This is a genomic window from Loktanella salsilacus (assembly GCF_900114485.1).
GTDB classification, from domain to species: domain Bacteria; phylum Pseudomonadota; class Alphaproteobacteria; order Rhodobacterales; family Rhodobacteraceae; genus Loktanella; species Loktanella salsilacus.
In genome coordinates this window covers 75,486-102,245 of sequence record NZ_FOTF01000014.1, presented here as the reverse complement: position 1 = coordinate 102,245, position 26,760 = coordinate 75,486, and the positions used below count along the sequence as shown (strand labels likewise).

Here is a 26,760-nt window from a genome sequence, read left to right as displayed (position 1 = left end):
CGATGTGCTGAAAGCGATCGCCTCGCGCTATCCATCATTGCGACATGTATTTGCGGATGGCGGGTATGCAGGGCCCAAACTGCGGGACGCGCTAAAGGCCCTCGGCCGATGGACCGTCCAGATCGTCAAACGCTCTGACACCGCGGAGGGCTTTGAAGTGCTGCCGCGACGGTGGGTCGTCGAGCGCACCTTCGCCTGGCTGAACCGATGTCGCCGCCTATCGAAAGATTGGGAAAAATCCATCGCAAGCGCAGAGGCTTGGATCCTCATCGCACACATCAGACGCGTCACACGGCATCTCGCAAGGGATTGAGAAGGTGCAGTTAGTTTTGAATCAGACTCTAAGGCCCAATGGGTCGCTTGGCCCGGTTCGAATTGGAAACCTGCCGGGTGGTCGAAGGTCAGGTGCCACGTGTCGTGGGTGACGGGGGCGATGGCGGTCAGGGTCAGGGTGTGAGTCATGGCGAGTTCTCCTGCAGGGGTTGCAGGCTTAACCCGGACCTTGCGGCCCGGGTTCCGGATCAGATGACGATCTGCTGGCCAAGTTCAATTACGCGGTTGGGCGGCAGGTGGTAATAGGCCGGCGCGTTAGTCGCGGTTTTGGTCATTGCCACATAAAGACGCTGTTGCCAGCCGGGCATGGCGCTTTTGTCGGACAGTTTGTAACTGCGACGGTTGATGAAGAACGAGGTGGCCATAATCTCGAACTTTACGCCAAGTTTGCGGGCCATCATCAGGGCGCGGGGCACGTTTGGATCGTCCATATAGCCGAAGGTGATAAAGACGCGGGTGAAGCCGTCGGTGAGCATTTCGATCACGACCTGTTCGTTTGGCGGCACATGGGGCGCGTTCGATGTGGCGACGGTGACGATGTAGTTGCGTTCGTGCAGGACCTGATTGTGTTTAAGGTTATGCAGCAAGGCAGGCGGCGCGACGACGGACTCGGCGGTCAGGAACATGGCGGTGCCGCTGACGTGGGCCAGATGCTCTGACCCGTTCAGCGAGGTGATGAGAGTCGCGAGCGGCACGGAATCGGCGCGGGACTTTTCCTGCATGATCCGGCTGCCGCGCACCCAAGTGATCATCACGATCACCAATAGGGCCGCGACGGTCAGGGGCAGATAGCCGCCTTCAAGGAATTTGGTCATGTTGGCAGCAAAAAGGCCGATTTCGATCACAGCCAGCGGGGCAAGCATCGCGAGGGCCAGCGGGACGGACCATTTCCACAGGTAGCGGTAGACGAAGAACGCGAGGATGGTTGTGACCAGCATTTCACCTGTCACGGCGATGCCGTAGGCCGTGGCAAGGCTGGCGGAAGAGCCGAAAGCCAGCACCAGTACGACCACGCAAAGCAGCAGGATCGCGTTCATGCGGGGGATGTAGATCTGCCCGTGTTGGGTTTCAGAGGTGTGGTGCACCTCCATCCGTGGCAGCAGGCCCATTTGCACGGCCTGGTGCGCAACAGAGAACGCACCGGTGATCACGGCCTGCGATGCGATAACCGTGGCAACGGTGGCAAAGGCGACCAAGGCGGGCAGCGCCCATGACGGGGCCATCAGAAAAAAAGGGTCGCGGGCGGCGCTGGGGTCGGCGAGCACCAGCGCGCCTTGGCCCAGATAGGACAGGGCCAGCGATGGGAAGACGACAAAAATCCACGCGAGGCGGATCGGACGGCGGCCAAAGTGGCCCATGTCGGCATAAAGCGCCTCTGCCCCCGTGATCGCCAGAAAGACCGAGCCAAGGACCGGCAGGGCAGAGGCCCCGTGGGTAAAGAGGAATTGCAGGCCGGGGACCGGGCTGAAGGCACCAAGGATACGCGGGTCATCGGCGATGTGGATCAGACCCATGATCGCGAGCATTGCAAACCACACCAGCATGATCGGGCCGAACAGGCGGCTAATGCCTTCGGTGCCGCGGCGCTGGGCGGCGAAAAGGGCGATGATGATGCCGATGGTGACGGGAATCACGTATGGCGCGAAGGACGGGACGATCAGGGTCACGCCTTCGACCGCGGACAGGACGGAAATTGCAGGGGTGATGATCGCGTCGCCAAAGAACAGCGAGGTGCCGACGATCCCCAATATGAGCAGGCCTCGGCGTTTGCCAAGGGCGCGCTGGCCAAGGGCGAGCAGGGACAGCGTGCCGCCTTCGCCCCGGTTGTCGGCGCGCAGGATCAGGACGACATATTTAAAGGTCGCGATCAGGATCAGCAGCCAAAGCAGCAGCGACACGATGCCAAGGACATCGCCGGATTGCGCCGGACTGCCGCGCGTTGCGGCGGCCAGCCCTTCACGCAGGGCATAAAGCGGGCTTGTGCCGATATCGCCGTAGACGACCCCGACGGACCCAAGCGCAAGGGCAACGGTCGAGGCAGGGCGCGCGGCGTGACCAGTAGTGACGGGGGACATGGCAGTGACCCATATGAGGACAGCAAGCGCGCAATTAATCCTGCGCGATATGCTTTACAAGTGGTCCTGATCGGGCGGCTGAAGAAGGGTCCGGTAGAGGTGATCGACAAAGGTGTCGGCGCCACTGAACGGATCGACATCGCCAAGGACGGCGCGCACCTGAACGTCGAAATCGGCGTAATGCTGAGTCAGCGCCCAGATCGAAAAGATCAGGTGGTGCGGGTCGGATTTGCGGATCAATCCGGCGTCCATCCAGCCGCGCATGATCTGCGCCTTTTCATCCACAAGGGTGCGCAGCGGGCCAGCAAGCACCGCGTGAATTTGCGGGGCACCGGCAAGGATTTCATTGGCAAACAGGCGGCTTTCGCGGGGGAAATCCCGGCTCATCGCCAGCTTGCGATGGGCGTAGGCGAGGATCTCTTCGATGGGGTTGCCGTTTGGATCAAGGGTCCGCAGCGGGTCGAGCCATGTTTTGAGCAGCTCTTCGAGCAAGGCGGCATAAATCGCCTCTTTCGAGGGGAAGTAATAAAGCAAGTTTGGTTTGGACAGGCCCGCCGCATCGGCGATCTGATCAAGGGTCGCGCCCTTGAAGCCAGCGGTTGAAAAAGCGTCCAGCCCGCCAGACATGATGGCAGAACGGTTGCGGGTCTGAATGCGGGTCAACGGCGGCAAGTCATCCATTTTTTTACCATGCGCTAAAAAACGCGGCATGGTCTAGCCAGCGCGTGTACCACTGCATGTTTTTTAAGCATTTGCCATGGTTTTGCGCGTGACGCTTGACTGAGTATGACCCTCTGTTAGCGTTTGTTTGACCGTACGGTCAAATCGGCAACACGCAGGAGAATACCATGGCAGCCCCCGGAGAGAACCTGAGGATTAACCCGGATCGTTTGTGGGACACCTTGATGGATATGGCCAAGGTTGGCCCGGGTGTTGCAGGCGGCAATAATCGCCAGACGCTGACGGACGAAGACAGCGAAGGGCGTCATCTGTTCGCTGGCTGGTGCGCCAAGGCGGGCTGCAAGATGGGTGTCGATAGCATGGGCAATATGTTCGCCCGGCGCGAAGGCACGGACCCGGACGCGCTGCCAGTCTACGTCGGTTCGCACCTAGATACACAGCCAACGGGCGGCAAGTATGACGGCATTCTTGGCGTGCTGGGCGGACTAGAGGTGATCCGGTCGCTGAACGATCTGGGGATCAAGACGAAGCACCCGATTGTTGTGACGAACTGGACGAACGAGGAGGGTACCCGCTTTGCCCCCGCGATGCTGGCCTCTGGCGTCTTTGCTGGGATGCACACAGAAGACTGGGCCAAGGACCGGGTAGACGCCGACGGCAAGCGTTTCGGTGACGAACTGCGGCGCATTGGCTGGGAAGGCGACGAGAAAGTCGGCGAACGTAAGATGCATGCTTTCTTTGAGCTGCACATCGAACAGGGGCCGATTTTAGAGGCGGAGAATAAGCAGATTGGTGTTGTCACGCACGGTCAGGGCCTGTGGTGGCTAGAGGTTACGCTGACCGGTAAGGACGCGCATACAGGCTCTACCCCGATGAATATGCGGGTAAATGCAGGTCTGGGCATGGCGCGGATTACCGAGGCGGTGCACCGGATCGCGATGGATCACCAGCCTGCAGCTGTGGGTGCTGTGGGGCAGGCGAATGTCTATCCGAACTCTCGCAACGTGATCCCGGGCAAAGCGGTGTTTACCATCGACTTTCGTTCGCCCGATTTGGCGAAGCTCACATCGATGCGCGAGAAACTGGAGGCCGAGGCGGCGCAGATTGCGGCTGATCTGGGGTTGGGGATCACGATTGAGCCCGTTGGGCATTTCGATCCGGTGACCTTTGACGAAGGTTGCGTGACTGCGATCCGCGATGCGGCAGAGCGGCTGGGTTATAGCCACATGGATATCGTGTCTGGCGCTGGGCATGATGCCTGCTGGATTAACCGGATGTATCCGACCGCGATGGTGATGTGCCCTTGTGTGGACGGGCTGAGCCATAACGAGGCGGAAGAGATTTCCAAAGAGTGGGCGGCTGCTGGCGCTGATGTGCTGCTTCATGCGGTGGTAGAGACGGCAGGCGTGGCGGAATAGGGGCGCTGCCCCCGGCCCCAAGGGGCCTCCCCCGAGGTATTTGTGACCAGAAGAAGGTCGGACGAGGAGACGTGATATGAGCAAGGTGATCAAGAACGGGACGGTGGTGACCGCCGATCTGACCTACAAGGCGGACGTGCTGATCGAGGGGGATGTCATCACGGCGATTGGGCCGGATTTGCAGGGGGATGAGGTGCTGGACGCGACCGGCTGCTACATCATGCCCGGCGGGATCGACCCGCATACCCACCTAGAGATGCCGTTTATGGGCACCTATTCGGCCGATGACTTTGAGTCCGGCACCCGCGCGGCGTTGGCGGGCGGCACGACGATGGTTGTCGACTTCGCATTGCCTAGCCCCGGGCAAGGGATGCTGGACGCCCTGCAGATGTGGGACAACAAATCCACGCGGGCGCATTGCGATTATTCCTTCCACATGGCGGTGACCTGGTGGGACAAGCAGGTGTTCGACGAAATGCCCGCGGTGATCGAGCGGGGGATTACGACGTTTAAGCACTTTATGGCGTATAAAGGTGCGCTGATGGTGAATGACGACGAGCTTTATGCCTCGTTTTCGCGTCTGTCAGAGCTGGGCGGGATCGCAATGGTCCATGCCGAGAATGGCGATGTCGTGGCAGAGCTGTCGGCCAAGTTGTTGGCTGCGGGCAATACCGGGCCAGAGGCGCATGCCTATTCTCGCCCGCCGCAGGTCGAGGGTGAGGCGACGAACCGCGCGATCATGATTGCTGATATGGCGGGCGTGCCGCTGTATGTGGTGCATACGTCTTGTGAAGAGAGCCACGAAGCCATCCGCCGGGCGCGGATGGCGGGCAAGCGCGTCTGGGGCGAGCCGCTGATCCAGCATCTGACGCTGGATGACAGTGAATATGCCAACGCCGATTGGGATCATGCGGCGCGGCGCGTGATGTCGCCGCCGTTCCGCAACAAACAGCATCAGGACAGCCTGTGGGCTGGTTTGCAGTCGGGGTCGTTGTCCTGTGTGGCGACGGATCATTGCGCCTTTACCACCGAGCAGAAGCGGAATGGCGTGGACGATTTCACCAAGATCCCGAATGGGACTGGCGGACTGGAGGATCGGCTTCCGATGCTGTGGACGCACGGCGTGAACACCGGGCGGCTGACGCCGAACGAATTTGTCGCGGTGACATCCACAAATATTGCCAAGATCCTGAACTGTTATCCCCGCAAGGGTGCCGTGCTGGTGGGGTCGGACGCCGATCTGGTGGTGTGGGACCCGGAAAAGTCGAAAACGATCAGCGCGACCGACCAGCAATCAGCCATCGATTACAACGTGTTCGAGGGGCAAGAGGTCAAAGGCCTGCCACGCTATACGCTAACGCGGGGGCGTGTTGCCTTTGCCGATGGCGCGATCATTCCAGAGCCGGGGCATGGGCAATTTGTTGCCCGCGCGCCGAAGGGGGCGGTCAATGAGGCGCTGTCGACGTGGAAAGAGCTGACGGCACCGCGGGCGGTGGAACGGTCGGGTATTCCGGCGACGGGGGTTTGAGCGAAACAATGGTGACCTCCTCCGATCCTCGCTTTTTTGAAAACACTCCGGGGGAGGGCCCGCTTGCGGGACCGGGGGCAGCGCCCCCAACGATTATCGCGGCTAAGTCCGTCGATCTGACCTTTCAAACCGGCGACGGCCCCGTTCACGCGCTGAAGGATGTCAGTCTTGATATCAATAAAGGTGATTTCGTCAGCTTCATCGGGCCTTCGGGCTGCGGTAAGACGACGTTTTTGCGCTGTATTGCCGGATTAGAGACTCCGACGGGGGGCAAGCTGACGGTAAATGGCATGTCGCCAGAGGAGGCGCGCAAAGCGCGGGCTTATGGCTATGTGTTTCAGGCGGCGGGGCTGTATCCTTGGCGGACAATTGGCGGGAATGTGAAATTGCCGCTAGAGATCATGGGGTTTTCCAAGGCGGAGCAGGCGGAACGTGTGGCCCGCGTGTTGGATCTGGTTGATCTGGCGGGGTTTGAAAAGAAGTTTCCTTGGCAATTGTCGGGCGGGATGCAGCAGCGGGCCAGCATTGCGCGTGCGCTTGCATTTGATGCGGATATTTTGCTGATGGACGAGCCCTTTGGTGCGCTGGACGAAATCGTGCGCGACCATTTGAACGAGCAGCTGTTGCAGCTGTGGGCGCGGACAGAAAAGACGATTGGGTTCGTCACACACTCCATCCCTGAGGCGGTGTATCTGTCGACCAAGATCGTTGTGATGTCGCCGCGACCGGGGCGGATTACGGATGTGATCGAGAGCACGCTGCCGCGCGAGAGGCCACTGGATATTCGTGATACGCCGGAGTTTATCGCGATTGCGCACCGGGTGCGGGACGGACTGCGGGCGGGGCATGCGGATGATTGAGGGTGGTGCTTGGGGCCGGCGTTGGACGCTCCGCGGGGAGTATTTCTGGCAAGATGATGGGGGATGCCGTGCGTAGTGTCCTACCGATCCTGACGGTTGTCGCTGTGTTGCTGGGGGTTTGGATGCTGTCGGTGGTGCCGATGAATATCCATCTGGCGGCCGATCAGGCCCAGCGTGATGGGGTGGTCGTGGTGCCGGATACGCCTATCGCGCGGCAGGACGTCGGCGCTGTGGCACTGGCGCTGCGCAATCCGGCGGTGGTGCCGATGACTTATGTCTTAGACAGGCCGCGGTTGCCGGGGCCGCAGCAGGTTGCGGCAGAGCTGTGGAAGACGACCTTTGGCGTGAAGGTGACGTCGAAGAAATCGCTGGTCTATCATGGCTGGGTGACGCTGTCGGCGACGCTGCTGGGATTTGCGATTGGCACGACGCTGGGGATCGCGCTGGCCGTCGGGATCGTGTTTTCGCGCACGATGGACCTGAGTGTGATGCCTTGGGCGATTGCCAGTCAGACGATCCCGATTTTGGCGTTGGCCCCGATGATCATCGTGATGCTGGGGTCGCTTGGGATACAGGGCTTGCTGCCTAAAGCGATTATCAGTGCTTATCTATCGTTCTTTCCTGTCGTCGTTGGCATGGTGAAGGGGTTGCGGAGCCCGGACGGGATGCAGCTGGATCTGCTGCGTACCTATCATGCAAGCGCGTCGCAGGGGTTTTGGAAGCTGCGGTTGCCGGCTTCAATGCCCTATCTGTTTGCCTCGCTCAAGATCGGGATTTCCGCCGCTTTGGTCGGCGCGATTGTGGGAGAGTTGCCGACGGGTGCGCGGGCCGGATTTGGTGCGCGGATGCTGGTTGGCGATCAATATGGGCAGCCGCTGGTCACTTGGGCCGCGCTGTTTGCGGCGGCGATTACGGCGGCGGTTTTGGTGGGCATCTTTAGCTTGGCTGAGCGGGCGTCGTTAAAGCGGATGGGGATGGTGCGATGATGGCTTTGGTTGCGATCATCGTGATCTGGGGGATTGGCTGGACCATGAACCTAGCGCTGGCGCGCAGCGGGCATCGTAGTGCTGGCTGGGCTGCGCCGCTAATCTTTGGCCTGACGCTGCTGCTGGTCTGGGAAGTGGGCGTGCGGCTGGGCGATGTTAGCCCGATCATTCTGCCGCCGCCATCGGCGATTGCGGTGACCTTTATGGCAAGCCTGCCGATCCTGTGGGCTGACTTTGCGCAGACGATTTTGAAGGGCGCGCTGACGGGGTATGTACTGGGCGCGGTTGCGGCTTTTGCTGTGGCGGTCATGGTGGACCGGTCAGAGTTTTTGACGCGGGGCGTGTTGCCGGTGGGGGCGTTTATGGCGGCTTTGCCGATCGTGGGCACCGCGCCGATTTTCGTCAAATGGCTGGGCTCTGACTGGCCGTCGAAGGCCGCTGTGGTCGGCGTGATGGTGTTTTTCCCGATCCTTGTGAACACGGTCGCAGGTTTGCGCGATACAAGCGCGATGCAGCGTGATCTGATGCGGACTTATGGCGCGGGTTATTGGCCGAGCTTGTTTAAGCTGCGGGTACCGGCGGCGATGCCGTTTGTGTTTAATGGACTAAAGATTGCCACAACGCTGGCGCTGATTGGTGCGATTGTTGCTGAATTTTTCGGCTCTCCGACCGTCGGGATGGGGTTTCGGATATCGACCTCTGTCGGACAGCTTGCGCTGGATCTGGTCTGGGCCGAGATTGTCGTCGCAGCCCTTGCCGGAAGCGCCTTTTACGGGGCGATGGCGATGATTGAGAAGCGGCTGACCTTTTGGCATCCGTCACAACGTAAATAACAGACCGGGAGAACCCGGCATATTTCCATCAACAAGGAGAGAGACATGAAGCATTTGATGACCGCCGCCACACTGGCCTTTGCCGCCAGTGGCGCACAGGCGCAAGACAACGATGTGACCTTGCAGCTGCAATGGGTCACACAGAGCCAGTTCGCCGGCTATTACGTCGCGCAGGACAAGGGCTTTTACGAAGAAGAGGGTCTGAACGTCACGATCCTGCCGGGCGGGCCTGATATTGCTCCACCACAGGTGTTGGCTGGTGGCGGCGCTGATGTGATGCTGAACTGGATGCCATCGGCGCTGGCTGCCCGCGAAAAGGGTCTGCCGGTCGTGAACATCGCGCAACCTTATAAGACATCGGGCCTGATGCTGACCTGCTGGAAAGATACCGGCATCACCAGCGTCGAGGACTTCAAAGGCAAGACCATCGGCGTTTGGTTCTTTGGCAATGAATATCCGTTCCTGTCGTGGATGTCTCAGGCTGGCATCTCCACCGATGGCGGCGATGATGGCGTGACGGTGTTGAAGCAGGGTTTCAACGTTGACCCGCTGCTGCAGCGTCAGGCGGATTGCATCTCGACCATGACCTATAACGAATATGGTCAGGTGTTGGATGCAGGTGTATCCCCGGACGAGCTGGTGACGTTCAAGTACGAGGACCAAGGCGTCGCGACGCTGGAAGACGGCATGTATGTGCTGGAAGAGAACCTGAACGATCCGGCGTTCGTCGAGAAGATGGTCAAGTTCGTCCGCGCGTCGATGAAGGGCTGGAAGTACGCAGAAGAGAATGCGGCTGAAGCGGCGCAGATCGTGCTGGATAACGACGAGACAGGTGCCCAGACGATTGAGGCGCAAGAGCGCATGATGGGCGAAGTCGCTATGCTGACCGCTGGATCGAACGGTGCACTGGACGAGGCTGACTATCAGCGCACGGTCGATACGCTGCTGGCTGGCGGCTCTGATCCGGTGATTTCGGCCGCACCCGAAGGGGCTTGGACCCATGTGATCACCGATCAAGCGCTGAACTAATTACAGCGCTTAGTGATTAGGTATGAGCCGCGCCGCAGGATGATCTGCGGCGCGGCTTTTTTAATGGGATGCAGCGCGCTGGGTCACGGACAGCTGATAGGTAAAGCCGTCCGGGCGCAGGTCGCGCTGGGCGGTGGCTTGCAGCTGGGCGGGCACGATTTGATCAAGGATGAATGATCCAAACCCCTGACGCGGCGGGGTGTCTGCAATGATGACATCGGATTCGCGCCATTCGAAGTCAAACCCCGCAGTGGCGTTCGGTTTCCATGCGACGTTCAACTTGCCGCCCCGGGTTTTCAGGGCACCGTATTTGATCGCGTTGGTCGTCAGCTCGTGCACGGCCATGGTCAGGATCTGTGCCTCTGTCGCGTTGACTTTGATGTCGCTGCCGACAGCGGTGATCTGATCGGGGCCGATGTCGCTGTGTTCGGACAGTTCGCGCTGAACGATTTTGTCGATGGTGATGCCGTCCCAATTATCGCCAGTCAGATAGGTATGGGTGCGCGCAAGGGCCATAAGGCGGCCCTGAAACTTGGGCAGGAAATCGGCCAGATCATCGGCGCTGCTGGCCATGCGTTTTGCCGTGGCGGACACGAGGGCAAAGATATTGCCGACGCGGTGGTGCAATTCGCCGACGACGGCGTCTTTGAGCTGCTCGGCCATTACCTGTTGCGTGATGTCCTGTGCGTTCTGGATCATGTAGCGGACCGTGCCGTCAGTCTGGAATATCGGGTTATGATGGCAAGACCAGTACATTTCCTTGATCTTGCCTGTGGGCTGGCCGTCGTCGTCCATGACAGGGATCGCGTAAAGCACCTTTTCCAAAGAGTTCGCCTCGCCTGCAAGCGCACGGCGGAAGGCGGCTTCGAGCATGGCGCGGCGGTCCGGTTCCTCTGGGAACACGTCAAACACCGGGCGGCCTTGGATCGCGTTCAAGTCGCGACCGACTGTCGCCAAATACAGCTTGCTGGCGGTCACGATGTGAAGGTCCTGATCAAGGACCAGACAAGGGGCCGGAAGGTCTTGGAACAGCGCAGACCATTCGATGTTCGAGAACGTCATGTCGTGTCGTATGCCTTTGATATCCAGCCGATCAAGCGCGGCGGTTTGCACGATAGTTCACGTATGCCTGAGAGCTATTTAAACCGGGCGAAAGCATAATCAAATCCCTTTTGCTTGCCGCGCAGGATATGAAGACGATCAGCTTAGCAGGTCAGATCAGTCCCAAAAATCGCAGCAGCATGTTCGGCCAGATAGATGCGCAGCCACGGGGTAAAGGCGTCTGGCGTGGCGGCGATTTGGGCGGTCAGATCGGGCAGTGTGATCCAGCTGGTCTGCATCACTTCGGCAGGGTCAGGTGCAATGTGCAGGTCATTCGGCGCATGGGCCAGATAGACCTCGACCAGCTCGTGTTCGATCAGGCCGCCACCGACATCGGCGCGATATTCGATCTGGCCTTTGTGGTGCAGGGTCAGGCCGGTGATGCCCAGTTCCTCGGTCAGGCGGCGGGCGGCGCAGGTGGCGGCGTTCTCGTCCCAGTGCGGATGGGTGCAGCAGGTGTTCGCCCACAGGCCCGGCGTGTGGTATTTGCCCAGCGCTCGCTGCTGGATCAAGATTTGATCGCCGCGCAGCACAAAGACGCTGACCGCCTTATGGCGCAGCCCGCGCACATGGGCGTCGAGTTTGTCGACTGGCTGAAGGGTGCCGTCGACCCAAGCGGGGATCATTGTCGTCATAGCTTCTTTCGGTGGCGCGTCGCCGATATAAGCGAGATTGTCCAGGGTTTGAAGGATTAGATCGCGGCGGGATTTCGCGGTGCCAGAGTATTGTGGTGGGGTGTTTCAGGCGGGATTGCCAGCGGGAAAAAAGCGTCGCAAGGTGCACCCGAAACGATTTGGAAAGGCGGAAGCCATGACGATACGCGCTGTAGTCTGGAACGAGAACGTTCACGAGACGCATAACAAAGTGGTCGGGGATTTGTACCCGGATGGTATTCACGGCGCGATCGCTGCCGCGTTGAATATGGACGCAGGCATCACCGCGACGACCGCCACGATGCAAGAGCCAGAGCATGGTTTGACCGCCGCGCGGCTAGCGGAAACCGACGTGCTGCTGTGGTGGGGACATGCGGCGCATGGCGATGTGGATGACGCGGTTGTCGAACGTGTGGCAGAGGCGGTTTGGGGTGGCATGGGCCTGATCCTGCTACACTCGGCGCATTTTTCGAAGATATTTAAGCGGCTGATGGGCACGCCCTGCAACCTGACATGGCGCGAGGCAGGCGAGCGTGAGCGGCTTTGGGTGACGTCCCGTAGCCACCCGATTGCCGCGGGCATCGGTGACTATTTCGAGCTGGAAAACGAAGAGATGTATGGCGAGCCTTTCGGTGTGCCAGAGCCACTAGAGACGGTTTTCGTCAGCTGGTTTGCCGGGGGCGAGGTGTTCCGCTCTGGTCTGACGTACAAGCGCGGGGCGGGGAATGTGTTCTATTTCCGTCCGGGGCACGAGACCTATCCGACATATTTTGACGCCAATGTGCAGACTGTGCTGCGCAACGCGGTGAAGTGGGCGCATAACCCGGCGGCGCGGATCACGGCGGTGAACGACGCGCCGAACGTGCCGATCGAGGAGGCGCTGGAGAAGATCGAGCAGCGCGGGCTGAAGCTGCATGCTGACGGCGAAGAGGGCTTTCGGTGAAGCCGGTCCGTGTTCTGATCGTTGGCACCGGCGGCATGGCGAATGCCCATGCCGAGGCCTATGCCGCCATGGAGGGCGTGGAACTGGTGGGCGGTGTGGACCGCAACCCGGACAATCTGCACGCCTTTAACGCCAAGCACGGGATCACCCATGCGTTCGACTCTGTCGTCGATGCGCTGGAATGGGGCGCGTTTGACGCAGTGTCCAACGTGACGCCGGATGCTGTCCACTTTCCCACCACGATGCCGTTGCTGGCGGCGGGCAAGCATGTGCTGTGCGAAAAGCCCTTGGCCGTGAACCATGGTGAAGCCGTGCAGATGGCCGAAGCGGCGTTCCATGCGGGCGTGGTGAATATGGTCAACCTGACCTACCGCAACATCCCTGCGGTGATGGAGGCCGCGCGTCTGGTCGGCGAAGACACTATCGGAGAGGTGCGCCATTTCGAGGCGTCTTATCTGCAAAGCTGGCTGACCCAGCCTGCTTGGGGCAAGTGGAATGAAGAGGCGCAGTGGCTATGGCGGCTGAGCTCCAAGCACGGCAGCCTTGGCGTGCTGGGCGATGTCGGCGTTCATATTCTGGACTTTGCGACCTTTGTCGCCGGGTCGAATACAGAGCGGATGTCGTGCCGGCTCCGGACCTTTGACAAGGCACCGGGCGGGCAGATCGGTGAATATACGCTGGACGCCAATGACAGTGCCACGATGCAGGTGCAGTTGCACAACGGCGCGGTGGGTGTGGTGCATGCCAGCCGCATGGCCAGCGGGCATCTGAATGATCTGCGGTTGCGGATTTTTGGCACCAAAGGCGGCCTTGATGTACGGTGGGAGAATGACCAGAGCATTCTGCGCGCCTGCCTAGAGGGCGATCTGATGGAGGCGACTTGGCAGGATATGCCGCTGCCAGCGGTCAAGACGAACTACGTCCGCTTTATCGAAGCGATCCGTGCCGGAGAGGCAGTCCTGCCCGACTTTGATCGCGGTGCGATCTTGCAGCAGGCATTGGATGCGGCGGTTGCGTCGGATGCGGATGGTTGCCGGGATCTGGCGATCTGATGGGCGGGCCGGCGATCTTTTTCCATGCGGACGCGGTCGAGGGCGAAGGCAAGGAATTGGTGGGTCGCCGGTCTGCGGGTCAGTCGTTCCTGCGCGGATTTCTGCAGCATGTGCCGGGGGACCGGGTGCATGCGCTGACGCAGGACGCGCAGGCGGGAAAGGCCTTTGAAAAGGTGGCGCGGGAACTGGGCGAAGAGCGCACCCTGAGCGTGCACAATCTGCGCGGGGACAGCGATTTCACGCAAGCCGGGACAGTGTTTTTCCCGGGGCCGGGGTATCTGTCTGCACCATGGCGGCGGCAGCGTTACGGCGCGGACAAATGCAGTCTGGTCGGGATCACGCATACCGTGTCCACCCGCCGCGTGATCGAGGGGCTGCATCACCTGATGCTGGACCCGGTCGAGGACTGGGATGCGATCATCTGCACGTCCCATGCCGTGCACAGCATCGTGGCGCGGCAGCTGGAGGAAGAGGCCGCGTATATCCAGGACCGCTTTGGTGCGACCCGCGTGCCGCTGCCGCAATTGCCGGTTATCCCGCTGGGGATTCATGCTGCGGATTTTGCGCCAGTGGACGGTGCCCGCGCGCGGATGCGGGCGCAGTTTGCTACGCCGGATGATGCGCTGGTCGTGATGACGATGGGGCGGCTGACGAGCGTTGAAAAGGCGAACCCTGCGCCGCTGTTCATTGCGCTGGAACAGGTCGCGCAGGCGCTGCAGCGGCCTGTGCATTTGTGGATGGTCGGTTGGGCGAACCGGGATGACGAAGAGGCGCTGCACCGGGATGGCGCGGCCGCCTTGGCACCTTCGGTCAAGATGCAGATCATCGACGGGCGCGGCGCGGATGTGCGGCGCAATATCTGGGCGGGGGCCGATGTCTTCACCCTGCCGGTGGATAATATCCAAGAGACGTTTGGCCTTGTCCCGGTCGAAGCGATGGCTGCTGGCCTGCCCGTCGTGATGCCGGATTGGGACGGGTTTCGGGATACGGTCGTGCATGGCAAGACGGGTTTCCTGATCCCGACGCGCATGACGGGCGGCGGGCATCCGATTGGCGCGGATTTAGCGCAGCGGTTTGCTGATGGCACCGACGGGTATTTGCAGCATTTGTCCCTGATGCAGCAGCAAACGCAGATTGATATCCCGGCCTATGTTGCCGCCTTTGTGGCGCTGGGCGACGCAGGGCTGCGGGCACAGATGGGACAGGCGGGGCGGGACCATGTGGCCGCAACCTTGGATTGGTCGGCGGTGATCCCGCAGTATCTGGCGTTGGCCGGGGAACTGGCGGCGCGGCGCAAGAGCGCGCGCGTGCGCCCCGCGATCAACCCGCTGCAGGTCGATCCGTTCACGCTTTATGGCCGTTATCCGACAGAGCAGCCGGATGGCACCTGGGTGGTCACGCTTCGGCAGCCCGGGGACGCCAGCGCCTTGGCCGCATTGGACAAGCTGAACGGGCGCGATTTGTACAAGCGTACGCTGATGCCGCCCGCACGGATGGCAGCGTTCTTGCAGATCGTGGCCGAAAGCGGCCCAATTACGATTGCAAAGGCCGCAAACGGCGCAAAGATGCGGCTAGACCTTGCGATTGGTGCTGCTTTGTATTTAGCAAAGTATGATTACCTGAGTATTACGCGGCCCCAGACAAATTAAGGCCGTAATTAACCGCATATTGACCACCAACAGTTCAATCCGGACAGTGCGCAGGCATAAATGGCAACCGGACGACGAAGGGCAGATCAATGCGGCTATCGGTCAATTTCGAAAACACGCAAGGCACGGAGCCCGGTAAAGGCCCGGTGCAGGTCGGTTGGTTTCTGAACCAGCGCAAAGCAGGCATCGTTTATTTCCCGCCAGAGCGTGTGCGCTCTGCTGATATGAACAAGACGCACGCCAAAAGCGCGAGCCGGTGTCCGGCGGTGATCAATATGGAAAGCCGCTATTTCATGGTGCGCTGCCCGTTCGATCTGAACCTTGCGTTTGTGCGCGACAAGGACGGCAAGCCAGCGCTGCGCAATTTGAACGGCGATATGTCAGGTATTCGCGCCAATAAGCTGCGCGAAAAGCTGCATATCACGGCAGAGCATGAATGGCGCTATCCCGGTGTGCCGACGATCCAGCTGGAATTGCCATACGTCTTTATCGCGGACGAGCCGGTTTACATGAGCCAAGTTGCGCCGTTCTTGCATTATGCAAAGGTGCCGCTGCCGGGTACGATCTTTGGCGGGCGGTTCCCGATCAACGTCTGGCCGCGCCCGCTGATGTGGGCGTTTGAGTGGGCGGATATCGAAAAACCGCTCAAGGTGAACCGCGGCGATCCCCTGTTTTACTGCACCTTCGAGGTTGCGCCTGCGGATCGGTCCGTCGTGGTGTCAGAGGTCGAAGTGACCGAAGAGCTGACTGACTACATGGACCTGATCAGCGGCGCCGTGAACTATGTGAACCAGACGTTTTCCCTGTTCGAAGCCGCCGAGGCCCGCCGTCCGGCGAAGCTGGTGCAGCCGATTAAACGCACGCGGCAAGACTGATTACGATGGTTGAAGACTATGCCAAGCTAAAGGCGGACGCCCAGCAGGCGCATCGCAATGGGCAGCTTGATGTCGCGATGGCAGGCTATGCCCGCTATCTGGCGCAGGTGCCGGGCGATGGCGGGGTCTGGTCCAATCTTGGCGTGCTGCACCGCAAGACCGGGCGACATCTGATGGCGCTGCGTGCGCATCAGCGGGCCTTGGCGCTGGACCCGGGCGGGACCATCACGATGAACAATGCGGCCAATGTGATGTCCGATATCGGTCAATATGCCGAGTCTTTGGCCCTGCGCCGCCAGATATTGGCGCAGACGCCGGATGATCTGGGGCAGTTGCAGATGGTCGTGCGCTGTTTGCGCGGTCAGGGCGATTACGCCGGCGCTATTAGTTTTGCCACTGACGCGCTGGCGCGGTTTCCGGATGACGCGGAACTGCGGATGCAGCTTGCCTTTGCCCAGCTGGGGCATGGCGATTACGCGCAGGGGCTAGAGAATTACAAGGCGCGCTGGCGGGCCGGAGAGTTAAAGCCGCGTGATCTGCCGTTTCCTGAATGGCAGGGGCAAAGCCTGTCCGGCAAAGTGATTGCGGTGCTGCCAGAGCAAGGCTTTGGCGACGCGGTGCTGTTCGCGCGGTTCCTGAGCGTGTTGCAGGGACATGATTGCCGTGTCGTTATGGCAGTGAAATCGCCGCTACGGCGTCTGTTTGCGAACCTGCCTGGTGTCGACGCGGTGATTGACGGGCTGCGGGCGGATACCAAGGTCGATTATTGGGTCAATATGATGGACCTCGCAGCGCTGTATTTTCAGCAAGGCGGCGCGGTGCCCGCACCCACCGTTCTGTCCGTGCCGGATGACGCGCGCGCGCGGGCGCAGGGGCTGGTGGCCCCTTTTACGGATAAGCTGAAGGTTGGCGTGGTCTGGACCGGATCGGTGACCTATCGCGGCAACGGATTTCGGTCGTTCAACCACCGCGATTTCCTGCCGCTGACCGACATACCCGGCGTGCAGGTGTTTTCTCTATATAAGGGGCCTGAACTAAAGGCCTATTACGCGGACGGATCGGACGGTTTTATACTGGATACGGGCAGCACAGAGCGCGACTTTGCCGATACGGCAGCCATGATGCAGGCCTGTGATTTGGTTATTACGTCGGACACCGCAACGGCCCATATCGCCGGATCGCTGGGCGTTCCGGTTTGGTGTATCCTGCATTGGGATGCGTTCTGGGTCTATACCCACCACGGTGCATCGACCCCGTGGTATCCCCAGATGCGCCTGTTTCGGCAGCATCGCCCGCTGTATTGGTCCGGCGTAATGGCGGATGTGACCGATGCCCTGCAGACCCTGTCGGAGGCGAAAGCATGAAGGATATCCTTGTTCCAACCGCGCCAGGAGAGTTGATCGACAAACTGACGATCCTGCGCCTGAAGACCGAGCACATCAGCGACGCGGCCAAACTGGCGAACGTGCGGCACGAGCAGCAGGTTTTAACCGCGATTGCCGATGACGCCTTGCCGCGCAGCGACGCGCTGGCAAAGTTGTGGGACGAACTGTACCGCATCAACGGCGATCTTTGGGTGATCGAGGATGACATCCGCGCCTTTGAGGCGCGCGGCGACTTTGGTGCTGGCTTCATTGCGTTGGCGCGGGCGGTTTACGTGACCAACGATGAACGCGCCGCGATCAAGAAGCGGATTAACCTTCTGCTAGGCTCTGCTATCGTCGAAGAGAAATCCTATTACGCCCCGGAGACAAATCGATGACATCTGCCAAACGTGCCCCCGCCGACCGCATCAAAGCGGCGCGCCGCGACCTGTCCGAACTGCGCGCAGAGCTGACGGAGGCGTTGAGCATAGAGCGTACGCGCAAGCGCGGGCCGCTGGTGCGGATGATGCACGAAGTGCAGGGCATGCTGGTGCCCGGCTTTCCCTATGTCTCTCAATCCGGGCAGGATCAGGCGGTAGAGCGTATTTTGCAGGGCAAGCGCGGTGGCACGTTCGTCGATATTGGGGCCTATGACGGGCTAACTGGTTCAAATTCTCTGTATTTTGAAAAATATCTTGGCTGGACGGGTACGCTGGTCGAGCCGGTGAAACAGAACCGCGACAAAGCGGAAATGTGGCGCAGCAGCCCGTGCCTGCCCTATGCGATTGCGGACAGCGATGGCGAGGCGTCCTTTATCGCAGTCACCCAAGGTTACACCCAGATGAGCGGCTTGGAGGGTGAATATGACGCCGGGCTGTTGTCGCGCGTGCGGGCTGATCCACGCCACGCCGAGGACCGTATTGTCGTGCCAACGCGCAGTCTGAACAGTCTTTTTGCCGAACTTGGGCTGACGCAGATCGACTTTGTCTCGCTAGATATCGAAGGCGGAGAGTTGGCGGCGCTGCGGGCGTTTGACCATGCGGCATGCCGTGTCGATGTTTGGGCGATTGAAAATAATACCGGCGGCCCGCAGATCGCGGCTTTGATGCGGGAAAAGGGTTATAATCTGACAGAGTTCTGCGGCGTGGACGAGATTTACGTGCGTCATGATCTGTAAACCATATTCGCGCGCATTGCGCGTTTAAGGTCACCTTCATACCCCGCGTTGCATGCCTTGTGTTACGTCAACGCGAGGAACGAACCCATGAGCGGCAACCCCAACCAACCGATCATCATTAAACGCAAGAAGGTCGTTAAAGGCGGCGGCCATCATGGCGGCGCTTGGAAGGTTGCCATGTGTTTAATCCTTTAGGGACAGCGTTTTGCGGTCCACGTTTTGGGAATGCGCCCCTGTATTGGGGCAATGACACGCCGTTCTGACGTTTGTGACCGCATCTTCGGCGGTGATACCGTCCGTTTTCGGACTACCCTTTATTGGCATCTACATTCTCAATGCCAAGTTAACGGCGGCCTCGAAATTGGAGGCAATTTGAATAAATTTGATCAAGCTTTATGCTCTAGAATATCAGACCGACGGGCCACGGTCTGACGCTCGCCGGCCGCAGTATACAAGCTTAGACCGTTGCGAACTTCGTTTAAGGCCGTCAGTCGCGCATGAGCAGAGCGGATGCCACCGCAGACCGCCAAAAGCAGTCTAGCATTACGTTGCAGCGCTTGATCAAGCTGGGCTGCAATTGGGCCTGGCGGTGTGGCTGCTGCAACGGTTTGCGCTAGAATTGCCTTGCGATCGGCCAGTTCGGACAAGTCCATTAAATCGCCAGAGCGTATCAATTTGCGTTCGTCTGCCAGCAAATCGAGGAGGTCCTCTGCAGGAGTGTTACGCATTGGCACGTGCTTTCATTGCGTCGAAAAGTGATTCGGCAAGTCCAATCCCGCCAGCCGAAACCAGATTTTCGGCCTGCGCATCGCGCAGAAATGACGCAAAACTGTCCTCTCCTTCGCCTCCGCCGAATGCGCCGCGCGCGGCGTCGAAGCCGGCTGACTTCAACATTTCTGATAAAAATGTCGCTTCTAATTTTTGTGCTGCAGCCATCAACTTTGCGTCCGAAGTCAAAGGCAGCGTGCGAACTTGTGGCGGCACGGCGGCGGGCATTGCGGGAATCGGCGTCATGGGGACCTCTCGATCTATGTTTTTTACGTTGTCGCTGAGAGCGGTAAAAAATTTCGTAACCTTCTTGAGGTTAAAAGAGGAAATCAGAACAGAAAGTCTCGTGATGCAGTTACCGATTGTATTGTCTGCCGGCACCGCCGCCGCCGCGCCTGCTAGCGCTGCTCTCGACGGCCGTAAAACCATAACAGACGGGGTCGCGATCACTTTTGCGGATACTTATATGCGATTGCTACAATCGACCCAAATACCGTCATCTGACCCCGGCACGGCGATAGTTGACGTTGATTCGGGCGATATTATTTTGGACGAGGCGACAGTCGAAGTTGACCCAGAAAATCCAGAAATTTCCGACAGTGATGTTTCCAAAGCATCGGTTTCGGACATGGCTCCAACTGATTCACACAGTAAATTATTGCCCGACCTGCCTGCGGGTGCGTTGGCAATTATGCCGTTGTCGATACAGGCTCCCCTTACGGTGGCGCAGGGTGCGAAGAGAGATATTGAAGGTCTTGCACTTCGTGTGGGTGCCCAGGGTTCTCGATCCATCATCGACTCTATTGCGACCAATCAAAGTCCAGACGAAGAGCAAACTTTCGGTTTAGGTCTGCGTCGAAGCGATTTATCGCTCTCTGGAAATGGTAGCGTGCCAACACCAGAAAACACTAGGCAAGTCCCTGACACTAAGCGTAACTTTGGAAACTATGGCGCTGTTTCGCTGCCTCAACAGCAAGGCGGGCTCGGTGAGGTTAGTCAGACTGCATTAGAAACCGCAAAGTTAGTGCAAGCATTAACTGACAAAAACGCGCCAACCTTGCAGATCCAGACGTCGCCCTCACCAGACACCGCCATACCGGCGGGTGTGCTGTCTACTTTCGCCTTGTCCGGCACCCGGCTTCCTCCGATCGCGGGGGGGCAAACAGTGCTTAAAGACTCTGATGCGGTAGATGCGCCCATTGGGACTGGTGAAAAGATCGTTAAAGTAATGGCTGAAACTGATTTCCGTCCAACTGGGCCACTTCCGCATGAAAAAAATCCGGAACAGGCCGATATCGTAAATTTACCCAATAAGCGGGGCCAGGCTACTGATTTCACGCCTGAATTCACGTCAAAAACAGAACGATCTCACCCAGATCTCTTGGCTTCTGTAGTGGCTCCCCCACTCGGTACCCGCGAGGATACCGTGAACAATGCCGGGTTAGGAATTCCGGCTCCAGCAGGTGCATCAAGCTTGTCGGCAGCTGGATTTCCCGATCAGCCAACACAGCGTCCACACACGCCATTGCTGGCGCAGCACGTTGCACATCAGGTGGCAGTCAGCGTCCAGCAGACCTCTGATCGCGTCACGGAAATGGCGCTCGACCCGGTTGAACTGGGAAAGGTCCGCATGACAATTAAAGCGACTGACCAGTCAATTGTGCTGACCGTCGTGGCCGACCGACCCGAAACTGCGGACCTCATGCGGCGTCATGTTGATGTCCTTCAACAAGAGTTCAGGGCCCTTGGCTATACGTCCGTCACACTTAATTTCAGTGCGGGGCAGGATCAGGCCGGTTTTGGTCTGACAGGCGGTGCGGCGGACCGTTCGGGGTCCGAAGGCGGTGAGGCCGACAACCCTTCAACTATTGACGCGGCAGATGCCGTACCTGCCGAAACGATCCGCGAGGCGGACGGCAGCCTTGACCTTCGCTTGTAGGAGCACCGAATGGATATCAATACAGTATCAAGCAGCGCGGCCACGTCATCAGCAGTGGCCACCGCCGACAACGGAAGCGGAGCCAAGATCAGTTCAGATTTTGAGACTTTTTTGAAAATGCTGACGGTACAGATGCAGAATCAGGACCCGCTCAATCCTGTCGATTCATCGGATTACGCAACCCAACTCGCCACTTTCTCTGGGGTAGAGCAGCAGGTACAGACGAACGACCTTTTACGATCGCTCGCGGGGCAAATGGGCACCGGCGGGTTGGCCCAGCTTGCGGGTTGGGTCGGCATGCAGGCCCGCGCCCCCGTACCTGCCTACTTCGATGGCGCGCCCGTCAGCGTCGTTCCGAACGTTCAACGCGGCGCAGACGCCGCGCAGCTTGTTGTTTTCAACGAATCCGGGGCCGAAGTGCAGCGCCTCGACATCGGCTTGGACAATCAGCCCGTCGTTTGGGCTGGCGTTAAGGCGGATGGTCGGCAAATGCCCGACGGTCACTATCGTTTCGAAACAGTCAGCTCTGCGCTTAATGAGGTTGTCGCCACAAACACGGCAGAGGTTTACGCCACAGTCAGCGAGGTTCAGATCAAGGATGGTATCAATACACTTGTCCTGTCTGGCGGTCGCACCGTCGCGGCAAGCGACGTTACCGCAGTGCGCGATGCAGCCCTGTCCTAGACCAGACCTTGAATGAACCAAGCCGCGCCGACGATCACGCCGCCCAGTGCCATCCACGCCAAGCGCGCGCGGCGGCGTTGGGGCCGTGGCGGTGGGGGCGGGTTGTTCAAACGGATCAAAGCTTCTTCAGCAAGCCGGGGCAGTTGCGGACCAAATCGCGCCAAAACCAGCGCTGTTTTACGCAAATCGTTCAACAAGGCGCGGGGACCGATGCTTTTGCTGACGTAGTCCGTGACGATGGGTTGGGCCACTTGCCAAATGTTCATATGAGGGTCGAGCGACCGCGCCACACCTTCGACGACAACCATCGTGCGCTGCAAATGAATCAGCTCGGTGCGTGTTTCCATGCCAAAACGCTCGGTCACCTCGAATAAATAGGCCAGCAACCGCGCCATAGAGATACGGCTGGCATCCATACCAAAGATCGGCTCGCCAACAGCGCGCAGGGCGCGGGCAAAATCGTCAACATTCATATGTGCAGGAACGTAACCCGCCTCAAAATGCACCTCGGCAACGCGCTGATAATCCCGTCGGATAAAGCCAAACAGGATCTCGGCATAAACGCGGCGGGTGTATTCGTCGATTCGCCCCATGATCCCAAAGTCATAGGCGATGACTGTCCCGTCAGGCGCGACCTTCAGGTTCCCTTGGTGCATGTCGCCGTGAAAATAGCCGTCCCGCAGGGCATGGTTCAGGAAAAGTTGCAAAATACGCGCAGCCAATGCGGGGCGATCGACCCCGGCCGCATCCAGCGCGGCATTGTCGCCTGCGCCGATTCCCTCCACCCAGTCCAGTGTCATGACGCGGCGGCTGGACAGGTGCCAGCGGATCGACGGCACCTTGAATTTCTCGTCTTTGACCGTGTTCGCCTGAAACTCCGCTGCTGCCGCGCTTTCAAGTCGCAAGTCCAACTCGCCCATCACGACACCTTCAAAGTGGGTGATGACCTCCATCGGGTGCAGACGGCGCGACGCAGGGGATAGCACCTCGATCATGCGGGCAGCAAAATAGAAGGCGTCAATGTCGCGGCCAAAGGCGCGTTCAATGCCGGGGCGCAAAATCTTAACGGCCACCGATTCGCCTGTTTCGATCAAAGTGGCCTTGTGCACCTGCGCCAGTGACGCTGCCGCGACGGGTTCGGAAAAGCTGGAAAATACCGTTTCAACGGACACCCCAAGTTCGCGCTGCACCTCGGCCTTCGCCTCTGCAATCGAAAACGGTGGCAGCTTATCCTGCAGCACGCGCAGCTGGACGGCCAAGTCGTCGCCGACAACATCGGGCCGGGTGGATAGGATTTGACCAAACTTAATGTACGCTGGACCCAGCGCCGTTAGGGCCCGCGGGGCAGGGGGCGCGGTTGGGTCGCCCTTATAGCCAAGCCACTGAAAAGGCCAAACAATCCCGCGCACGACGCCGCGCAGCAGCGGTCCGGCATCGAAGGCATCCATGATGACTTTCATGGCCCCTGTCCGTTCCAGCGTCGCGCCGGTTCGGATCAGGCGGATGATATTGTGGGGGCCGCGCACTTACAATTTCCATCCCGAATGTAGGGCCGCCACGCCCAGCGTCAGGTTGCGATATTTCGCATTATCAAAGCCCGCCGCGCGCACCATGCCAAGAAATGTTTCTTGATCTGGAAAGTTGCGGATCGATTCGACCAGATACTGATAGCTGTCGCGATCGCCGGCGATGATCTGACCCATGCGGGGAATCACGTTGAACGAATAGGCGTCATAGGCCTTTTGCATCATCGGATTCGGCAGCTGGCTGAATTCCAACACCATCAACCGCCCGCCGGGGCGCAGCACACGGAAAGCTTCGTTCAGCGCTTCTTGGGGCCGGGTCACGTTCCGAATGCCAAAGCTGATCGTGTAGACGTCAAACGTATTGTCCGGGAACGGCAGCGCCATCGCATCGCCGACAACCCAATCAAGCTGATCGTGCATGCTTTCTGCCTCGGCGCGTTTGCGTCCCTCGACCAGCATAGATTCGGTAATATCCAGCACTGTCGAATGGCCAGACCCGGCACGCTTCAGGAACCGGAACGAAATATCGCCGGTGCCGCCAGCCACATCCAGCAGGCGTTGACGGGGGCGCGGGGCCAGCCAGTCCATCATCGCGTCTTTCCAAATCCGGTGCACACCGCCCGACATTACGTCGTTCATAATGTCGTATTTACTGGCCACGGACGAAAAAACGCCCTGCACGCGTCCGGCTTTGTCTTCTTCGCGCACGGTCTCAAAGCCGAAGTGGGTGGTTTTGTCGCTCTCGGTCATGGCTTGCGGTCCTGTCCTTGTCGCACCAGATGTAGTGTGCCGCGACGGTCCTACAATGTCGCATCCGCTGAAGGAACAGCCAATGCCCGAATTGCCAGAGGTAGAGACAGTGCGCCGCGGGCTGGCCCCCGTCATGGAAGGGCAGCAAATAGTGCTCGCAGAGGTAAACCGCCCTGACCTGCGCTGGCCTTTTCCCGACCGCATGGCCGCCCGTTTGACCGGCGCGCGGGTCGAACGCCTGCGGCGGCGGTCCAAATATATCCTTGCCGATCTTGATAGCGAAGAGACGCTGCTGATCCACCTCGGCATGTCGGGGCGCATGTTGATCACCGGCGCAATGCTGGGCGATTTTCATCACGACCACCCCGCGCCTGCCAAGCATGATCACGTCGTGTTTCACATGGGGCAGGGCGCGCGGATCACCTTTAACGATGCGCGCCGCTTTGGTGCGATGGACTTGATGCCAACGAGGGCCGCCGCCGAACACTGGCTAATGAAGGATCTGGGGCCAGAGCCTTTTGCCAATGATTTCAACGAAGCCTACCTGATCGATCGCCTTAAAGGGCGCAACACACCGATCAAATCTGCCCTGCTGGACCAGCGCATCGTCGCGGGACTTGGCAATATTTACGTCTGCGAAGTGCTGTATCGCGCGGGCATTCATCCCGCCCGCAAGGCCGGACAGATTGCAGAAAAAGGCGTGGCTGAATTAGTCCCCCTGATCCGCCAAGTGCTAGAGGAAGCCATCGCCGCAGGCGGGTCATCCTTGCGCGATTACCGCCAGGCAGACGGTGAGTTGGGCTATTTTCAGCACGGTTTCGCGGTCTATGGACGCGAAGGTGAACCCTGCGTCACCCCCGGCTGCTCTGGCACGATTGACCGGATCGCACAGTCAGGACGCTCGTCCTTCTTTTGCCCGCAATGTCAAAGATAGCTTGATCGCGGCGGCAGTTTTGCGCATCACATGGTGTCTGACCTGTTGAACGGAGGGCCGCATGGCCTATGAGACCATAATCGTCGACACCGCCGACGACGTCGCCACGATACGCCTGAACCGGCCTGACGCGCTTAATGCGCTGAACCAGATGCTGCTGAACGAGCTTTGCACAGCGCTGGAAGAGGCCGACGCCTCTGACAAGGTGCGCTGCATCGTTGTCACCGGATCGGAAAAGGCATTCGCCGCTGGCGCTGACATCACCGAAATGGCCGACAAATCCTACGTGGATATGACGGCGCAAGCTTATTTTCAGAACCAATCCCGCCGGATCGAACAGATCCGCAAGCCTATCATCGCTGCCGTATCCGGCTACGCGCTGGGCGGCGGGTGCGAGTTGGCGATGATGTGCGATTTCATCATCGCCTCTGACACCGCCAAGTTCGGCCAGCCCGAAATCAACCTTGGCGTCATCGCCGGGATGGGCGGCACTCAGCGCCTTGCGCGCTATGTTGGCAAATCCAAAGCGATGGACATGAATCTGACCGGCCGCTTCATGGACGCCGAAGAGGCGCTGTCCTCTGGCCTTGTTAGCCGTGTCGTGCCTGCGAAAAAGCTGATGGAAGAAACGCAAAGCGCTGCGCAAAAGATCGCAGCTAAGTCGCTGCTTGCCTCTATGGCCGCCAAGGACGCCGTGAACCGCGCGTTCGAGACGACATTGGCCGAGGGCCTGAATTACGAACGTCGTACCTTCTATGGCCTCTTCGCGACTCAGGACCAAAAAGAAGGCATGGCTGCCTTTCAGGAAAAGCGCGAAGCGCAGTTCCGCGACAAGTAACGCTTTCCTTTTTGGCGGGGCCGGTCTATAGGCCCCGCTACATGCGCGTGATGCCCGCTTTGGCAGATCATTCCGGTAGTGAACCCGGTGGGCCTTTTAGGTGCGCAATATTATTGTATCGACTTAGAAAAGAAGGCCCAGAATCATGGCAAACACCCCACAGTCCAAAAAACGTGCAAAGCAGAACGAAGCTCGTTTTGCAGTCAACAAAATGCGCCGTTCGCGCATCCGGACATTCCTACGCACCGTCGAAGAAGCAATCGCTTCCGGTGACCAGACCGCTGCTGCTGCGGCTCTGAAGGCTGCTCAGCCTGAACTGATGCGCGGCGTGTCCAAGGGCGTCGTCCACAAAAACACCGCAGCGCGCAAGATGTCGCGCCTGTCCAGCCGCGTCAAAGCACTGGCCTAAATCCTTAGCCAATCGGCACGCTGTTGCCCGATTGCATAGGTTCCAAACGCGTCCTTCGGGGCGCGTTTTTTTTCGTCCGGACGAGTCTGTGGAAAAGTTGTGTGACGTTTCAAAGACGTCAGAGATTCTTAATGGCCCGGATAGGAGTCAAGCGCGTTGTTCTGTTGTGAACGACCCAAACCCCTTGCTAACTTAGCCATGCGATTCACATCGTTCCGGGGGGGACATGGGATTGCGGCGCAGGCAGTATGCGAACAGGGTCGTGGATTGACCCTTGGATCGCCGCCCGGATAAGTCGCCGTAATTAACGCAGCCAGACTGTTACACCGTGGATTATTCACGGGAAAATCGGTCG

At 59.4% G+C, this 26,760-nt stretch carries 27 protein-coding genes; 19 read left to right on the top strand and 8 right to left on the bottom strand.

Annotated elements, in window-relative coordinates; translation table 11 throughout:
- Positions 1–313: transposase (locus BM131_RS13410; protein WP_139222630.1), on the top strand; the 313-nt coding region annotated here is incomplete at its 5' end.
- A gap of 208 nt (positions 314–521) precedes the next feature.
- On the opposite strand, the gene BM131_RS13405 is transcribed toward BM131_RS13410, so the two are convergent.
- Positions 522–2,408 (bottom strand): potassium transporter Kup, encoded by a 1,887-nt coding sequence (locus tag BM131_RS13405; RefSeq protein WP_090190266.1) that lies wholly within the window; start codon positions 2,406–2,408, stop codon positions 522–524.
- A gap of 54 nt (positions 2,409–2,462) precedes the next feature.
- Positions 2,463–3,089, bottom strand: a complete 627-nt coding sequence (locus tag BM131_RS13400) for a TetR family transcriptional regulator C-terminal domain-containing protein (RefSeq protein ID WP_090190290.1) — start codon at positions 3,087–3,089, stop codon at positions 2,463–2,465.
- 167 nt (positions 3,090–3,256) lie between these two features.
- On the opposite strand from BM131_RS13400, the gene BM131_RS13395 reads away from it, so the two are divergent.
- From BM131_RS13395 to BM131_RS13370, 6 genes are all read left to right on the top strand, one after another.
- Complete coding sequence (locus tag BM131_RS13395; protein ID WP_090190264.1) at positions 3,257–4,507, top strand: Zn-dependent hydrolase; 1,251 nt, start codon at positions 3,257–3,259, stop codon at positions 4,505–4,507.
- A gap of 76 nt (positions 4,508–4,583) precedes the next feature.
- Positions 4,584–6,035: a dihydropyrimidinase gene (gene hydA / locus BM131_RS13390; protein ID WP_090190263.1), complete on the top strand. Its 1,452-nt coding sequence runs from the start codon at positions 4,584–4,586 to the stop codon at positions 6,033–6,035.
- A 92-nt stretch (positions 6,036–6,127) separates the two neighbouring features.
- Positions 6,128–6,895, top strand: coding sequence for an ABC transporter ATP-binding protein (locus BM131_RS13385; RefSeq protein ID WP_245754244.1), 768 nt, complete (start codon positions 6,128–6,130; stop codon positions 6,893–6,895).
- A 68-nt stretch (positions 6,896–6,963) separates the two neighbouring features.
- Positions 6,964–7,881 carry an ABC transporter permease gene (locus BM131_RS13380; RefSeq protein WP_090190288.1) on the top strand — a complete coding sequence of 306 codons (918 nt, stop codon included), beginning with the start codon at positions 6,964–6,966 and terminating at the stop codon, positions 7,879–7,881.
- Entirely contained in the window at positions 7,878–8,714 is an 837-nt protein-coding gene (locus tag BM131_RS13375) for an ABC transporter permease (RefSeq protein WP_425434305.1), read from the top strand. Before BM131_RS13380 ends, BM131_RS13375 begins: the two co-directional genes overlap by 4 nt.
- A gap of 45 nt (positions 8,715–8,759) precedes the next feature.
- Complete coding sequence (locus BM131_RS13370; RefSeq protein WP_090190259.1) at positions 8,760–9,743, top strand: ABC transporter substrate-binding protein; 984 nt, start codon at positions 8,760–8,762, stop codon at positions 9,741–9,743.
- 60 nt (positions 9,744–9,803) lie between these two features.
- On the opposite strand, the gene BM131_RS13365 is transcribed toward BM131_RS13370, so the two are convergent.
- Positions 9,804–10,856, bottom strand: coding sequence for an HWE histidine kinase domain-containing protein (locus BM131_RS13365; RefSeq protein ID WP_139222629.1), 1,053 nt, complete (start codon positions 10,854–10,856; stop codon positions 9,804–9,806).
- A 92-nt stretch (positions 10,857–10,948) separates the two neighbouring features.
- Positions 10,949–11,479: an isopentenyl-diphosphate Delta-isomerase gene (idi, locus tag BM131_RS13360; RefSeq protein WP_090190256.1), complete on the bottom strand. Its 531-nt coding sequence runs from the start codon at positions 11,477–11,479 to the stop codon at positions 10,949–10,951.
- A gap of 175 nt (positions 11,480–11,654) precedes the next feature.
- Here idi and BM131_RS13355 point away from each other — a divergent pair, with 175 nt between their 5' ends.
- The 7 genes from BM131_RS13355 (at position 11,655) to BM131_RS13325 (ending at position 18,557) form a co-directional block, all read left to right on the top strand.
- The gene (locus tag BM131_RS13355) at positions 11,655–12,440 is read left to right on the top strand and encodes a ThuA domain-containing protein (RefSeq protein WP_090190254.1); all 786 of its coding nucleotides are present in this window, start codon (positions 11,655–11,657) and stop codon (positions 12,438–12,440) included.
- Positions 12,437–13,492 carry a Gfo/Idh/MocA family protein gene (locus tag BM131_RS13350; RefSeq protein ID WP_090190253.1) on the top strand — a complete coding sequence of 352 codons (1,056 nt, stop codon included), beginning with the start codon at positions 12,437–12,439 and terminating at the stop codon, positions 13,490–13,492. The genes BM131_RS13355 and BM131_RS13350 overlap by 4 nt, the downstream gene beginning before the upstream one ends.
- Entirely contained in the window at positions 13,471–15,141 is a 1,671-nt protein-coding gene (locus tag BM131_RS13345) for a glycosyltransferase family 4 protein (RefSeq protein WP_090190251.1), read from the top strand. The genes BM131_RS13350 and BM131_RS13345 overlap by 22 nt, the downstream gene beginning before the upstream one ends.
- 89 nt (positions 15,142–15,230) lie before the next feature.
- A complete protein-coding gene (locus BM131_RS13340) occupies positions 15,231–16,016 on the top strand; it encodes a hypothetical protein (RefSeq protein ID WP_090190249.1) in 786 nt (261 codons plus the stop codon).
- Between the two features lie 5 nt (positions 16,017–16,021).
- Positions 16,022–17,380, top strand: coding sequence for a tetratricopeptide repeat protein (locus tag BM131_RS13335; RefSeq protein WP_090190247.1), 1,359 nt, complete (start codon positions 16,022–16,024; stop codon positions 17,378–17,380).
- Positions 17,377–17,778: a DUF6165 family protein gene (locus BM131_RS13330; protein ID WP_090190245.1), complete on the top strand. Its 402-nt coding sequence runs from the start codon at positions 17,377–17,379 to the stop codon at positions 17,776–17,778. The genes BM131_RS13335 and BM131_RS13330 overlap by 4 nt, the downstream gene beginning before the upstream one ends.
- Positions 17,775–18,557, top strand: a complete 783-nt coding sequence (locus tag BM131_RS13325) for an FkbM family methyltransferase (RefSeq protein WP_090190243.1) — start codon at positions 17,775–17,777, stop codon at positions 18,555–18,557. The genes BM131_RS13330 and BM131_RS13325 overlap by 4 nt, the downstream gene beginning before the upstream one ends.
- Before the next feature lie 386 nt (positions 18,558–18,943).
- Here BM131_RS13325 and BM131_RS13320 read toward each other — a convergent pair whose 3' ends face one another.
- Together BM131_RS13320 and BM131_RS13315 are read right to left on the bottom strand one after the other, a co-directional pair.
- A complete protein-coding gene (locus tag BM131_RS13320; protein ID WP_090190242.1) occupies positions 18,944–19,285 on the bottom strand; it encodes a hypothetical protein in 342 nt (113 codons plus the stop codon).
- A complete protein-coding gene (locus BM131_RS13315; protein WP_090190240.1) occupies positions 19,278–19,571 on the bottom strand; it encodes a rod-binding protein in 294 nt (97 codons plus the stop codon). The genes BM131_RS13320 and BM131_RS13315 overlap by 8 nt, the downstream gene beginning before the upstream one ends.
- 16 nt (positions 19,572–19,587) lie before the next feature.
- Here BM131_RS13315 and BM131_RS13310 point away from each other — a divergent pair, with 16 nt between their 5' ends.
- Positions 19,588–21,264: a flagellar hook-length control protein FliK gene (locus BM131_RS13310; protein ID WP_175499339.1), complete on the top strand. Its 1,677-nt coding sequence runs from the start codon at positions 19,588–19,590 to the stop codon at positions 21,262–21,264.
- A 9-nt stretch (positions 21,265–21,273) separates the two neighbouring features.
- Positions 21,274–21,948: a flagellar hook capping FlgD N-terminal domain-containing protein gene (locus BM131_RS13305; RefSeq protein ID WP_090190237.1), complete on the top strand. Its 675-nt coding sequence runs from the start codon at positions 21,274–21,276 to the stop codon at positions 21,946–21,948.
- On the opposite strand, the gene ubiB is transcribed toward BM131_RS13305, so the two are convergent.
- A complete protein-coding gene (gene ubiB / locus BM131_RS13300) occupies positions 21,945–23,474 on the bottom strand; it encodes a 2-polyprenylphenol 6-hydroxylase (protein WP_090190235.1) in 1,530 nt (509 codons plus the stop codon). The two genes, BM131_RS13305 and ubiB, sit on opposite strands and share 4 nt — an antisense overlap.
- Entirely contained in the window at positions 23,475–24,224 is a 750-nt protein-coding gene (gene ubiE / locus BM131_RS13295; RefSeq protein WP_090190233.1) for a bifunctional demethylmenaquinone methyltransferase/2-methoxy-6-polyprenyl-1,4-benzoquinol methylase UbiE, read from the bottom strand.
- An 82-nt stretch (positions 24,225–24,306) separates the two neighbouring features.
- Here ubiE and mutM point away from each other — a divergent pair, with 82 nt between their 5' ends.
- From mutM to rpsT, 3 genes are all read left to right on the top strand, one after another.
- Positions 24,307–25,158 (top strand): bifunctional DNA-formamidopyrimidine glycosylase/DNA-(apurinic or apyrimidinic site) lyase, encoded by an 852-nt coding sequence (gene mutM, locus BM131_RS13290; RefSeq protein ID WP_090190231.1) that lies wholly within the window; start codon positions 24,307–24,309, stop codon positions 25,156–25,158.
- 61 nt (positions 25,159–25,219) lie between these two features.
- On the top strand, positions 25,220–25,996 hold the full coding sequence (locus tag BM131_RS13285) for an enoyl-CoA hydratase (protein ID WP_090190229.1): 777 nt from the start codon (positions 25,220–25,222) through the stop codon (positions 25,994–25,996).
- Positions 25,997–26,141: 145 nt separating this feature from the next.
- The gene (rpsT, locus tag BM131_RS13280) at positions 26,142–26,405 is read left to right on the top strand and encodes a 30S ribosomal protein S20 (RefSeq protein WP_090190227.1); all 264 of its coding nucleotides are present in this window, start codon (positions 26,142–26,144) and stop codon (positions 26,403–26,405) included.
- Positions 26,406–26,760: the final 355 nt, after the last annotated feature.

Coding starts and splice junctions, on each gene's coding strand:
- rpsT (WP_090190227.1), top strand. CDS start 26,142: ATGGCAAACACCCCACAGTCCAAAAAACGTGCAAAGCAGAACGAAGCT.
- hydA (WP_090190263.1), top strand. CDS start 4,584: ATGAGCAAGGTGATCAAGAACGGGACGGTGGTGACCGCCGATCTGACC.
- BM131_RS13375 (WP_425434305.1), top strand. CDS start 7,878: ATGATGGCTTTGGTTGCGATCATCGTGATCTGGGGGATTGGCTGGACC.
- mutM (WP_090190231.1), top strand. CDS start 24,307: ATGCCCGAATTGCCAGAGGTAGAGACAGTGCGCCGCGGGCTGGCCCCC.
- BM131_RS13320 (WP_090190242.1), bottom strand. CDS start 19,285: ATGCGTAACACTCCTGCAGAGGACCTCCTCGATTTGCTGGCAGACGAA.
- BM131_RS13325 (WP_090190243.1), top strand. CDS start 17,775: ATGACATCTGCCAAACGTGCCCCCGCCGACCGCATCAAAGCGGCGCGC.
- BM131_RS13305 (WP_090190237.1), top strand. CDS start 21,274: ATGGATATCAATACAGTATCAAGCAGCGCGGCCACGTCATCAGCAGTG.
- BM131_RS13370 (WP_090190259.1), top strand. CDS start 8,760: ATGAAGCATTTGATGACCGCCGCCACACTGGCCTTTGCCGCCAGTGGC.
- ubiE (WP_090190233.1), bottom strand. CDS start 24,224: ATGACCGAGAGCGACAAAACCACCCACTTCGGCTTTGAGACCGTGCGC.
- idi (WP_090190256.1), bottom strand. CDS start 11,479: ATGACGACAATGATCCCCGCTTGGGTCGACGGCACCCTTCAGCCAGTC.
- BM131_RS13400 (WP_090190290.1), bottom strand. CDS start 3,089: ATGGATGACTTGCCGCCGTTGACCCGCATTCAGACCCGCAACCGTTCT.
- BM131_RS13355 (WP_090190254.1), top strand. CDS start 11,655: ATGACGATACGCGCTGTAGTCTGGAACGAGAACGTTCACGAGACGCAT.
- BM131_RS13335 (WP_090190247.1), top strand. CDS start 16,022: ATGGTTGAAGACTATGCCAAGCTAAAGGCGGACGCCCAGCAGGCGCAT.
- BM131_RS13310 (WP_175499339.1), top strand. CDS start 19,588: ATGTTTTTTACGTTGTCGCTGAGAGCGGTAAAAAATTTCGTAACCTTC.
- BM131_RS13285 (WP_090190229.1), top strand. CDS start 25,220: ATGGCCTATGAGACCATAATCGTCGACACCGCCGACGACGTCGCCACG.
- BM131_RS13340 (WP_090190249.1), top strand. CDS start 15,231: ATGCGGCTATCGGTCAATTTCGAAAACACGCAAGGCACGGAGCCCGGT.
- BM131_RS13395 (WP_090190264.1), top strand. CDS start 3,257: ATGGCAGCCCCCGGAGAGAACCTGAGGATTAACCCGGATCGTTTGTGG.
- BM131_RS13315 (WP_090190240.1), bottom strand. CDS start 19,571: ATGACGCCGATTCCCGCAATGCCCGCCGCCGTGCCGCCACAAGTTCGC.
- BM131_RS13330 (WP_090190245.1), top strand. CDS start 17,377: ATGAAGGATATCCTTGTTCCAACCGCGCCAGGAGAGTTGATCGACAAA.
- BM131_RS13405 (WP_090190266.1), bottom strand. CDS start 2,408: ATGTCCCCCGTCACTACTGGTCACGCCGCGCGCCCTGCCTCGACCGTT.